This is a genomic window from Burkholderia sp. 4M9327F10, from assembly GCF_005503145.1.
Classification (GTDB): domain Bacteria; phylum Pseudomonadota; class Gammaproteobacteria; order Burkholderiales; family Burkholderiaceae; genus Paraburkholderia.
The window spans coordinates 105,776-119,189 of sequence record NZ_SCNV01000023.1; the positions used below are offsets into that span (position 1 = coordinate 105,776).

At 60.0% G+C, this 13,414-nt stretch carries 2 protein-coding genes; both read right to left on the bottom strand.

Going from position 1 to position 13,414, the window contains the following annotated elements; all coding sequences use genetic code 11:
- Positions 1–644: 644 nt before the first annotated feature.
- Entirely contained in the window at positions 645–1,376 is a 732-nt protein-coding gene (locus tag FFS45_RS21115; protein ID WP_137956571.1) for a hypothetical protein, read from the bottom strand.
- 6 nt (positions 1,377–1,382) lie between these two features.
- Positions 1,383–13,313 carry an adhesin gene (locus tag FFS45_RS21120; RefSeq protein WP_137956572.1) on the bottom strand — a complete coding sequence of 3,977 codons (11,931 nt, stop codon included), beginning with the start codon at positions 13,311–13,313 and terminating at the stop codon, positions 1,383–1,385.
- Positions 13,314–13,414 lie beyond the last annotated feature (101 nt).

A 13,414-nucleotide genomic window follows, 5' to 3' on the forward strand; every position in this document is an offset into this window, starting at 1 on the left:
ATGCCGATGATTTCGTTTCCAAAGCATTCGAGCAGCTCGATCAAGCTTCCCACACCACCATATGGATATGCAAACGGATAAAACGAGAGGGAGATAGCTGCCCCTTAGTTGACGACGTCCTCGATTTCAAACTCTGCGTTTGTCAGAGCGTCCACAAATGAGCCGAAGTTCCAAGAATGCTGATTCATCTGTGGTGAATGACGTTTAGGAAGCGATGCGGAGAATCAGAATTCGTTCCACTGCTTCGTCTCCTCCGAATTGAGTTCCAGGAAGTATGAAATCTGCTCAAGTGTAAAACATGACCGAGCTGCAGATTCGCAGAGAGCTCCGCCCCGCTTCATTTCTGCGATACGTTCGACACAAACACTAGGGTTTTGCAGAGGCGCCTTGTCTTGCGGCTTGAATTAGACGTAACAGTCTTGCATGCAGACTCCAGTTCAATTGATCGATATAGGCAGCTACTTGTGTTTGCAATCATATAGCGGGAGCAGCAAGTGCAATGGTAGCAAGTCAGCGCAGTCGTCAACTATGGCGGCGTTATTGAACTGATCAGAACATGAGCCGCCATAGAAACTATTGGGACAGTTCGCAGGTGGAACAGTTGTCCCGGAGCCTGAAGACGAAAATCCTGCCCTCAATGTGACCTAGACGACTTTTCCAGTCTCCGCAAACCTTCGTTTCAATTCTGGCAACGCAGCAATGATAATATCAAGCTCGTTGATTCTTTTGGGTCTGAGTGTCTTGTAGTCATCGCTGCGGTAATGTTCAACAAAGTCAAAATCACCAAGTAGAATTCGTGCAACGCACACCATTACGCCCAATCCACCCTCCATTTCCTCATTCTCACCAACAGCAGGAACGTACTTCGGCGGCAAATTGCGTAATAAATTTTCTTCACTACTTAAGTCGTAGTATTTTTCAATCAAGGTAATGCCGTCCGCCAACATACCTTTAATTGCCGGCTTTGCCTCATCAAACCCTATCCATGTCTTCGGCCAGGGTTCCTGCTTGTCTATCCCAGTAACGACAAAGGGCCGTCTACGAAGCCAGACATGCCCTTGAAACCGCAAATTCTCTGGATATTCATGAAGCAAATTCCGCACTGTTTGAAATCGCATAAATGACGTTCTCGAAGGCTTAACGCCAAATATCTCTTGATACAACTTAATAGTCCTTTTATGCGCAACTTCAACTGCTGGCTGCATGGAACAGCCCGGATTATCACTACCACCTTGAAAGGTGAAGCACGGACTCACCATTAAGTCTGTATGCTTTAAGGTTCTGTTCTTGAATTTTTCGCTGACAAAACTCCAGTTCGCAAATTCAGCTGCCACCTCATTGCAAAGTGCGTTCATTTCTGCTTTTAAGCTGCTCATATCAATCTACAATTTTCTAAGAATCACTACAGGAGTCGGGGGCAGATTACTGGGCGACGGAACGCCAAATGCATTCTCTGCATTACCGCCCACACCAACCGCATTACCCGTTTGCGCTGCCGGGTAAACCGTTGACTGGTTGGACGTCACCGGTCCATTTCCAGTCTTGACCTCCACAATAACCTGTCCATTGGCATTAACGGGAATCGAAGTTACCGAACTACCTGTTGAGGCGTCGGTTGCTACGTACCCTGGAGGCACCGGCAAACTGGTTGTACCGCTCGGAGCCGTCACCACCATATCGGTGCGTGATGTCGTCGTTACTCCGTTTGCTGTGGTGTTCATAGTCACTTCGGTCTGGACAGCTGCGTCATTGGCCTGAAACACATCGACCACGTTTGATATGGCTGCCGCGTGTGCCGCATTGTTCGCCGCCACAATACTACCCGGAGTCGCTCCGGCAAGTGTCGAAGGCGCTGGCGATACGGCTGCTCCGTTTGCATTCAACGTGTAATACCCGTTACTGCCACTTTGGAATATCTGATTACCATTGGTATCTTTCACCCCCGTTGGCGTGTACGTTGCTCCTTGCGGGCCCGTTACCGTCCCGTCAGCGTTTTGCGTATAACCCTTCGGAACGCTGAAACTCGCATCGTTTGCCGCCGCACCATTGCCATTACTTGCAGTCGAGGTACTATCGCCGGCCCCTCCCGCGCTACCGCTGCCAGAGGTTGTTGGCGTGCTCGTCCCTGTCGACGTTTCGGAACTGCTTTGGCTAGCCGCGTAGGTATCAATAGCGTTACCAATTGTCGTTCCGATTTTATTACCAAGCTTCCCTCCTGCCGCAGCCTCATCCCAAGTCGCCGGGGCGTTCAAACCTTCGGTCGCCACGTCCGCACCAAGTGACGCAATAATAGCAACACCGGCGCCGACAATAGCGCCTAGGAGACCACCAACTTTCCCGCAGCCGTTCGCATCGTGACTTCCACACGTATTATTTAGCGTTTCATTTTCTGCAGCCATCGCGGCCGCATTGGAGTTTTGTCCCAACGCGTCAGCGACCGCCCCACCGAGCAACATTGACCCCGACGTGATTAGCGCCAATTGACCGGAGTTTGGATTGCCTTGTCCGCCGGTGACTCCATAGGCGATTGTCTCTGCGGCTACCGCACTGGTCGCACCACCGATGGCACCGCCTCCACAACCGGTTCCCAAAGCGGCGCTGGCCACGCATCCCAGCGCCGCGTGCGACGCAACGTAAGCCAAATCACCGGGCGCCCCCGTCCCGAAGAAACCGTTGTCATTTGCTTGCCCGATTGTATAGGCACCCACAGCCGCTAAATCTTGCACCCCAGCCGTCTTGAGGTTATCCAGGAAGCTCCCTCCCTCAATAGCGGTTTGCACGCCCGCGCTGATCGTGGCTGTAGCCCCCATCGCGGCGACCTCTTCTGGCAAATTGCTTGCAGCCGTCTCTCCGGCCGTAGAGGCCGTTCCGGTCAATGCATTCCCGACGTTGCTGATACCAGCCAGTTGGCCAAGCGTGCTGGTGTCTTGCGGCAGACTGTTCAGCCCCTGATCTAAGTTGCCCAGCCCAAACGACCCCGTCGTACTGTTGTAAGTAATGCCATTGGTCAAGCCCGCAGTCAGCGCGCCAACGGCACCAGCCTCAAGCAGTGCACCCAAGTCTAGGCCGTTGCCGGATGCAAGCTCGCTCGCGGCACTACCGGCCATACCTGAAACCGCGCCGGCAACAATCGACTCCCCCAACGTCATGGTCGCCAGCGTTGCACCCATCGCTGCGGCCGCTGCTCCAGCCGTCACGATTGATGCAGCAATGGCAATCGCTGCTACCAAAAACGTTGGCAGTCCACCTCCTTGCTGGACAAAGCTAGTGTTGAGATTGTCGCTTACCGTCGTCTGCGTGAAATCCCCCCCCAACTGCTGCTGCAACGTAGCCAAGATCTGCTGCGTCCCCGCCTGATTCACCGTGCCGTCACTATTGAGCTGCTGCAGGGCTCCGCCAACCTGATCCAATGTCTGCACATTCAGGTCCATGTTCGCGGCGCTCATAAACCCACCCGGCTGCACTTCCGTACCGGTCGTATTGGTATATCCGCCTTTCACGGAGTTCCAAATACTGCCGACGTTGACCTGGTTGGCCTGATTGGTCAGCGTGTCTGTATTAACCGTCAGCGTGTTTGAAGCACTGATGTTCCCAGTATTGAGAATGCTCCCCTGACCGTTCCCATTGAAGTTCAGCGTTACGTTTTGGCCAAGAATGTTCCCCCCCGCCGACAACGCACTCGCGTTCTGCGGCAGGTAGACCTGCGGCATCAACGCGGTAATCGTAGGACATGTCGCTGTGCCAGTTGCCGTGCAGGTCGGATCAGGCACCGTCTGCTCGACGTACCAGAGCATTGGCTGCGTTAGCGCATTAATCTGGGTCTGCGTCAGCGCGGTGCCCAACTGAAGGTTGTTCTGCTCTGCGTAGGTAAGCGCATTTCCATACAAAATTTGCTTTTCTTGATCGGTAATCGAAGCGCCAGTCGTGGTGTTGTACGACAGCCCCGAAACGAAACTCGCCTGTCCCGTCTGCTGCAACGCGGCCTGCTGCAGCAACAGATCCTCTTCTTGCGGGTTGTAGTAAAACAGTGTCGAGCTCGGTTGCAAATTGGTCGGCAGTGCATTCAGCAGATTCTGCGGCCCCATGATGGATGCCTGTGCGTCGCTCAACGCCCCGTCAACGTATGACGCCTGACCAGCCACCGGCGTCGGTAACGTACCCATGCCAACCGCTCTCGGCGTCGACAGGTTCAGCCCCGGCATGGTGAGAGGACTGAGCGAAATCACTTGCGACGGCGCATTCACGCTCGGCGTATACGTGTTCGCGGTCGTAATCCCGTTGATCAGCTTCTGCCCCGTCAACGCGACCGATGTTCCTATCACGTTGCCGACGTTCTGGATAACGCCACCTGAGGTAATTGACAGATTCGGTGCTTCAATCGTCGCAGCAATATTGCCGACCGGCGTGGGCGGATCGATCGTCCCGCCAACACTCGTGTAAGCGCTGCCGTAGAGCGCCGTGCACTCAGCAACCGAGCCACATGCCCACGTGTTGTGTCGGATGTCGCTACTGAACATGCCGGTTTCCTGCACCCATTCCGAGTGCCAGTAGGCGTTCAACGTCTGGGCCTCGTTAACCACCGGCCCACTGACGGCAATGGTCGCGCTGGTGCCCGCCGAAATCAGGCTGCCGATGTTGGTGAGACTGCCCGCGTTGATCTGCAGGTTGTTGCCCGCGCTAATGACCGATGAGTTGCCTGACTGCTGATCAACATAAGCCTCACAGTAGCTTTCCTTGTAGCCGCCGGCCGTCATACAACCAGCGTATTGCTGTTGCGAGCCGTAGTTCTGGTGAACCGGCACAGGTGGCGGCAGATTGTTGGTAATCGCACCAGACACGTCGAGCGTGATGTTGTTACCGGCGACGATATTGCCGGATGTATTGTTCAGGCTCTGCGCGGGTGTTGTCGAACTCGCGGTTGTGCCAACGCCGCCGATGACGATGTTGTGGCCAGCAAGCAGGTTGCCATAGGTGTTGTTGATCTGACCGGCGGCGATCACCAGATCGTTGCCGGCATAGATCGTCGCATCGCTTTGCGAGTAGCTGAACGTGGTCGTATTCGGGTTGTTGCCGCGCGGAGAACCACCGTTATCGCAGGCCGAGTTCGGTACGCCCGATGCGCATCCGACCTGAGACGAATAGTTCTGCTGGTTTCCGCCCTGATTGGTTAACGTCCCCGCAGCGACGATGACGTTATTTCCGGCATACATCAGCCCGGCATTCGTGAGATTCCCGCCGGAGGAAACCGTAAGGTTGCTGCCGGCGGCAATCATGCCTGTCGAACCGGTGAAGCTCAGGGTCGAGGTGGCGGTTGGAGCGGTCGAAGCCGTATTGATATTGAAGGTGTTTGGATAGGGATAGGCACTTGACCCATTCGCGTTTGCGGGACAATCTCCAGCCGCCGTGCAGTTGGCATCGTTACCTGATGGGCTGGGCGCCTCAATTTCCCCGAGATTTTGGATCTCAGTCAGGAATGCTGTGTAGTCGGCCTGATTAACCCGAACCACCGTCTGTGCGGTAGTGGTCGGTGCGACCGCACCATTGCTTAGCGCCCCGAGGTTGAGGGAGATATTGCCGCTTGCGGCAATTTGACCACCCTGATTTGACAGGGAACCAGCAGTCAACTGAATCGAGTTGCCGGCCGAAATGACACCGGCAACGCCAGGCGTGCTCGTCGTCTGAGTCTGGTAGACCGTTGGCAACGCGATCGTCGTCGTGCCCCCCGTGCTCGCGTAGTACCAGGAGCCGTCCGCTTCCTGCACAAACCCGATACTGCTCCCGTTCGCACCACTCGCCCCTACCAGCGTCTGCAAGGTCGCATTTGAGGTTGTTGGGGAATCGTGTTCGCTGCCTTGATCCCCGGGCCATGTGACGAATATAACTGTCTGCGTACCTATCGCCCCCGACAGGAGCAAGGACGGATCAGAGATCGCCGTCGTCACGGTCTGCTGTCCCGTCGACGCCGTCTGATCATTCACCACCGCACCAGCATTGATGCTGATGTTATTGCCGGCAAAAATCGACCCACCTGTGTTCTGCAGCGTACCACCCAGGTTGAAGCTGACATTCCCCTGTGACTGCGTCGTCGCCCCCTGGTTATCGTACGAACCACCCGAAACGGTCAGCGCATTCACCGCCTCAACCGTGCCACGATTCGTGGTATTGCCATTGATCGTAAGAGCATCCCCGGCATGCAACACCGCGCCGGCAACGTTATTCACCGTCCCATTGACGGTCACATCCTGGCCAGTAACCTGCCCGTAGTTCGTAAACGTCCCACCCGTAGTCAACGTCAACGGCGCAGTACCGTTCATCGTCCCGGTGTTCGTGATCCCGTTCAGACCATCAACGGTCACCCCAAGACCACCGTAATTCCACGTCCCCCCCACATTGATCGACCCCGCCGTGATGGACAACTGCCCACCCTGGCTAATCGTCCCCTGCGACGGATCAAGCGCCATGTTCACAGCACTCAGCCCAAGATTGTCCTGCGCCAGCACCTGACCGCCGGCGTTATTGAACGCTCCATTACCGCCATTGATGGTCAGCGACAGATTCCCCGTCGTCGGTCCGTTGTTGACGTTCGGATTACCCGCGAATATCAACCCGTTCTGGTTATTCAGCGACCCGGCATTGATCGTCAGTGAGTTCAACCCCATCAACGATCCATCGACGTTGGTCAGCCCACCCCCAACGGAAATATTTGTAGTACTACCGTTAACGATCCCCGCGTTATTAAAATTCGTCGCATTGATCGTGGTCGTAGCCGTCGACGCAAGCGAACCACTCGACGCATTGGTCAGATTCGGCGCCGAGACAAACAGATTCCCACCAGACAACACATTGCTGGCGTTATAAAAACCGTTCTGCGAAGTCAGCGTCGCCGCGCCCACCACATCAACACTACCGCCCACCAGCGACAACTGGTTCGACGCCTGCGCGATCAGATTGCCACCAACAATCGCGGTCCCGACCGTCACGTTCGTCCCAGTCAACTGCATGTTCTGCGTCGACACGAGCGAGGCTTGGCTCGCATCCAGCGTGCCCTGTGCGGACACCGTCACATTCTTGGATCCACCTTGAGACCCGCTCAACGTGACATTGCCGCCCGACAACGTAAACTGGCCCGCCACCGTGCTCGTGCCCGACAACGTCAACGTCTGCCCGGCCGTCATGGTCGTATCGCCGTTCGAAGACACCCCGGCAACATTCACATTACCGTTGGTCCCCGTGACGTTCACGGTCCCCATCGACGACACCGCGCCCGTCACCGTCGCATTGTTTGCCGCCTGAATCTGCACGTTGCCGCCCGACTGCAGCGCGCCGTTGAACGCCACGCTGCCGCCCGTCGAAGTTGCCGTGACGTTACCCACCGCCGTGGTCGCGCCCAACGACATATCGCCGACTGAGGTCGCGGTCAGTTGCCCCGCGCCCTGAATGCCACCAAGCGTCACGCCTGCGCCCGCTGTAATGGCGATATCCTTGCCGAATGTCAGCGCACCGCCACCTATAACCGATCCACCCGCATTGATCGTTGCCGTACCGAGGCCATACAGCGCCCCGGTCAGCGTCGTCGTACCGGTCGACTTCAGCGTCGTGTCGCCATTGATCAATCCACCCGCGAGCGCCAGCGTGCCACCTGCGGTCGCGTTCAGATTGCCCACGCTCGTGACCGTACCGGCCACACCCAGGTTGCCTGCCGTGGCTGTGAGCGCTGTATCCGAGTTGGCGCTCAGATTACCGCCCACCGTCAGGTTCCGGCCCGCCGTCACCGTCACCGCATCGCCACTCGTGAGGTTGCCGCTGACGCTTGCGTCACGGGCAGCGGTCACAGTGGTCGCCGCACCCGAAGTCAGCACGCCCTGCACGCTCACATCGCCCGTACCGTCTTGTCCCTTCGCCTGCAGCCCAACCGTGCCGCCTGCCTGCGCGGAGCCCATCGACAGACTGTCGCCCGCCGTCGCCGCAAGATTGCCATTGGTTGCGACGCTGCCGCTCACATTGATGCTGCCGCCCGCGTTGAGGGTCGCCTGCTGCCCGAAGGCAACGGAGCCGGCAGTCAACGTGCTGCCGGAGGTCAGCGTCCCCGTGTTCTGAGCGGCAATCCCACCCGTGAGCGTCATGTCGCCGCCCGAGGTCAGCGTGGCATTGCCCGCCGCCGCGGTTTGCCCCGAGACGGTCAAGGTTTGTCCAGCGCTTGCATTCAGATTGCCCTGCGTCGTCACGCTCGCGGCAGTGAGATTGCCGCTGGTCGCCGTCATCGTCAGATCGCCGGCCGAGTTGACACCCGCGGCGGTCAGATTACGTGCCGCCGTTATGCTCGTCGTCGCGCCGCTGTTGAGCGCGCCTGTGACGCTGACATCGCGTGCCGCTTGCAGCGTCGTCGTGCCGAGTGCGGTCGCCGTGCCGCCGAACGTCACGTCACCCTCGCCGGCGTTGCCGTTAGCAGTCACGCTCAGATTGCCGGTAACAGCCTGGGCAGAGCCAAGCCCAGCGTTATTGCCCCCCGTCACCGTGACGCTCGTGCCTTGCAGCGAGCCAGTCAGCGCAACGTTGTTCGCCGCGCTCAGCGTCACCGCTTGCGCAAATGCGGCCGAACCGCCGCCCGTGATGTCCTGCCCTGCCGTCAACGAACCCATCCCCTGGCCGGCAACGCTGCCGCTCAGCGCAATATCGCCGCTCGCCTGTGCCGTGAGGTTATTCGTCACCGACACCTGGCCACCAAGCTGGGTATTCCCACCAGACGTCACATTCAGCGCACCAGTAGTCGTGGTTGTGCCAGTCAGCGTGGCGTTGCCGTTGGTGGCCGTCACATCAAGGTCGCCCACCGACTGCACGGTGCCGCTGAGTGTCGCGTTGCGCTGTGCCGTGAGCGTCACAGTCGAGCCCCCACCCAGCGTCCCGCTGATAAGCACGTCACGCGCTGCAGTCAACGCCACTACACCCGGCGCTGTTGCCGTTCCAGTGATGGCCGTATCGCCGTTGCCCGCGTTGCCGTTTGCCGTCAGTGTCAGCGTCGTCGCCGAGGTGACGTTGTTCAGTGCGGCACTGTCGCCACCCGTCGCCTGCACCGAATTGGCCTGCAGCGAACCTGCCAGCGCGATATCGCCCTGGGCGCTGAGGACCGCTGCATTTGTGAAAGCCTGGGTACCCGGGCCGTTGATGTCCTGTCCGGCGTTGATGTAGCCGTTGCCTTGCCCCACCAGCGTGCCGTTCAGCGTCGCCGTGCGTCCTGCATTGAGCGTGACATCGCCCACCGCGCTCGTACTTGCGCCAAGCGATAGATCGAGCCCGGTTGTGATCGTCAACGCCCCGCCGCTGTTGATGCCGCCGGTCGCGTTCAGGCTACCTTGTTGTGCGTTCAGCACCGCGTCGCCGTTCGATTCGAGCGCGCCGGCCACATTGATGCCGTTCAGCGCCGCGACGCCGAGCGTCGTGCCGGTTGCAAGCTTGCCTCCGGTCGCGACCGTCACGTCGCCGTACGCCGCTGCGGTAATCGCGCTGGCCGCGGCGGCTGCACCGTTTACCGTCAGGCTGCCGCTACCGCCCGTCCCCGCAGTCAGACTGACCGTCGAAGCGGATTCGATGTTATTGACTGCCACGTCGCTCGCCGCCGAAACCTGCACATTCTGACCTTGAATCAGGCCGCCCTGCGAAATCGCGCCGGCCGCGTTCAGGATCGCAGACTGGGTAAACGCAATCGACCCGGCTCCGCCGATGTTACGGCCAGCCGAAATCGTGCCATTGCCTTGTCCGTTGAGCGAGCCGGTGACATTCACATCGCGCACGCTCTGCAGCGTGGTGTCGAGCGCTACCGTGGTCGTGCCACCAAGATTAATGTCCGTACCCGCCAGGACGTTGAGCGCGCCGTTGCTGTTCACCGCGCCCGTCACGCCGACCGTACCGTACAGCGCCGTCAGGTTGGTATCGCTGGACGATTGCAGCGAGCCACTGATATTGATGTCCTGCCCGGAGGTCAGCGCCACCGTCGAACCGCCGGCCAGGGTGCCCGTCAGGTTGAGGTCGTTGTTCGCCGTCAATGCAATCGTGTTGCCGGCCTGCACGTTCGCAAAGGTGCCTGAACCGCCCGCGCTGGTCTGGATCGTCGCGCCGCGCAGTGAGCCCGTCAGATCCGTATCGCCGCCGGAGCTCAGATTCGCTGCGTTACCGAATGCAAGGGCACCCGCACCGCCGATAGTGCCACCTGCGTTGAGCGTGCCGTTGCCCTGGCTCACCACCGAGCCGTTCATCGTGATGTTCTGCCCTGCAGTCAGCGACAGATTGCCGAGGGCAGACGTGCTGTTCGTGCCGAGGTCAATAGACTGCGCCGCACCGATGCTGAGATCGGTACCCGACTCGATGGTGCCGGTACTGGTAAGCGAGCCTGCGGTATTCGCGAGGCTCATGCTACCGTTCGACACCACCGTGCCCGCGATCGTCGTATTGCCCGCCGCGGCGACACTCATCGTCGCCGACGTGCCAAGCGTGCCGGTTGTCGCCACCGCTAACGAACCCGACGTGTTCAGCGTGCTGCCGGTCTGCGAGGTCACTGAGCCGTTCACGGTGATCCCGCCACCGCTGCCGTTCGCCGTCACCGCCAGTGCCGAGTTGGCCTGCACGTTATTGAGCGTCGCGGAGTTACCCGCAGTCAGCGTGACGTTGTTGCCCTGTAACGCGCCGGGCACATTGACGTTATTCGCTGCGGTGACCGTGACATCCTTCGTGAAGCCGTTACTGCCGCCCAGGTTCACATCCTGGCCGGCCGTGATCGTGCCGTTGCCCTGGCCGGCAAGCATGCCGCCGGTCGTCACGTCCGTACCCGCCGCGAGCGTCATATCGCCGACTGCGCTGGTCGCACCCGTCAGCGAGACGTTTTGCGCGGCCTGTGCGACCAGCGTGCCGCCGCTGTTCACAGTGCCGGTGGAGTTCACGCTCCCCGTGGTCGCTGTCAATGCTGTATTGCCGACAGACTGCACCGTCCCGGCCGAAGCCACCGTCACGTTGCCCTGCCCGGTCAGCGCAACCTGCGCGCCGCCTGCCAGCGTCCCGTTCACCACCACGTCGCCCGCGGCCTGCACGGTGGTTGCGCCCACCGCCGCGGCATTGCCGTTAAACGTTACATTGCCGTTGCCCGCCGCGCCGTTTGCCGTGACAGTGAACTCGCCGCCGGCCTGCACGCCGGTCAGCGTGACGCTGTTCGTCGCGCTCACCTGCAGTCCGTTGGCAAGCAGCTTGCCTGCCACGTTGATATCCTGGCCGCTCGTCAGCGTTCCGTTCTGTCCGAACGCCATCGAACCAGTGCCCGTGATGTCGCCCTGAGTCGTGAACGCGCCGTTGTTCTGCACGATCAGCACGCCGGGGACGTCGAGGCTGCCGCTGTTGATCGTCGCGTTGGTGCCCACGAGCAGCGAACCCGGCACGCTGAACAAGCCCGGCGTGTTGGCGTTCAGCGTCGTGCCGCTGGCAAGCGAACCGGTGACCGAGACGCCCTGGCCCGCCGAGAGCGTTACGGCATTTTGCGCCGTGGCCTGGCCGGCGATTGTGGTGAGTTGTCCTGAAGTGAGCGCCAGATTGCCGGCGCTATTCACGTTGGCGTTGGTTGTCAGGTTGCCGTTGGTGGCGCTCAGCGCCAGGTTGCCGGAGGTCTGCACCGCCGCATTGACATTGAGGTTGCGCTGGGCTGTGGCCTGCAGAGTGTTGCTGCTCGTCTGGCCGTTAACGTTGATGTCCTGCGCAGCGGTCAAGGTGGTCGCACCGCTGACCACTGAGGTGCCGCTCAGAGTCACGTCGCCGCCCTGCGCTGTCACCGACAACGCGCCACCGCTCTGCACGTCGCCCGTGGTGGCGCTCGCGCCTGCGACCAGCGTCGTGTCGCCGCTCGACTGCGTGTTCGCAACATTGATGTTGCCGCCGGCATTGATGGAGAGCGTGGTGCCAGACTGAATGGAACCCGTCGACGTTACATCGCCGTTGGCGTTGATCGCGTAGCCGCCAACGCCGATATGCGTGCCCGTCATCGAGACATTACCGCTTGAGCTCACGCTCGCCTGCTGCTGGGCCGCGCTACCTGCCAGCGAGACATCGCCGTTCGCCGACAACGTCAGGTTCCCTGCATTCGCCGCCAGTTGAGCGTCGGTGCGCACACCCATGCCGGCCGCAGTGCCGATTACCTGAATCTGGCCGGCCGTCATTGCGCCGTAGGCGGTCGCGTCGATAGCAAGACCGTTGTTGGCGTTACCGTTCGAGGCGTTGATCGCAGCGGCGGTATTGGTGGTGCCGTTCGAGGCGGTCGTATATGTCGTGCCAGTGGCGTCCACCGCCGTGGGTGTCACGATCTGCTGGCCTGCGATCACATTGATGCGGGTGCCTGCATACAGCGGCGCATTCACGCCAATTGTCTGCGCGATCAGGTCGATCGTGCCGACCGTACCTTCGATACCGGCGCCGGGTCCATTGACGCCCGCATCGCCTTCAATCTGGATATGCCCGCTGGTGACGTTGTAGCCGATCGCCTGAGCGTTGTTGAAACTGGTGGGTGTCCCGCTGACACCGGTCAGGAACTGCGGCGTGCCCGTGGACAACGTCACGCCGATCGTATTGGTAAAGCCGGTCCCCTGGGTGGCAATCCCGTTCGGATTGACGATGATCACGGTCGCAGGTGCGCCGAACACTTCCAGCGGTCCGTTCAGCAAGCTGGCGTATGCGGTACCCGTCGAGGTCACCTGGTTGACGATCACGCTCGCCGTGCGCCCGTTCAGGTTCGGGTTAGCCTGCACATTGCCGCCGGTCAGCGACGTGCCCGACATCAAACTGTTGTTGAGGATCAGGCCAACCGGATCAATGTTAAAGCTCTGATATTGATTGAGCGAGATGCCTGCCGAGTTCGGCGCCGTGATGTTGACGACCGGCACGCCACCACCTGCGCCAGTGGATTGCGTGACTTTGGGCTGGAACGAGATTGGCGCGGTGGGGTCGACAATTGGCGTCGCTTGCACCTCCTGCATCGCAAACCGTATGCGCACCGCGGCCAGATCGATAATCCGCTGCCACGCTTCGTCATCGAGGCGACGGCTGCCCGCAGCCAGCACGCCTGCGGCGTCGCGGCTCTGCTCGAACGTCACCGAGAGCGGTCCTGCAAACAGCGTCAACGCGACCATTGCCGACACAGCCCGCTGCCACCAGCGATAGCTGCGCGACGGCATGCCGACGAACCACTGCAGTCGTGACGACTGCCGGGTCTGGTCTAGCAGCTCGCCCCTTGGCAGGCGGCTTTGTTCGAGTTGTCGTAAAGCGGTTCGCGTAGACGCTTTCATGGTGAAGCTCTCGTTTTTTCTGCGTTTTCCTGTGTCCTGCACCGCTGGGCCGGTGACCGACCGGCCCGACGGTGGCAGCAAGGTCACCCCGACCCGCTGCC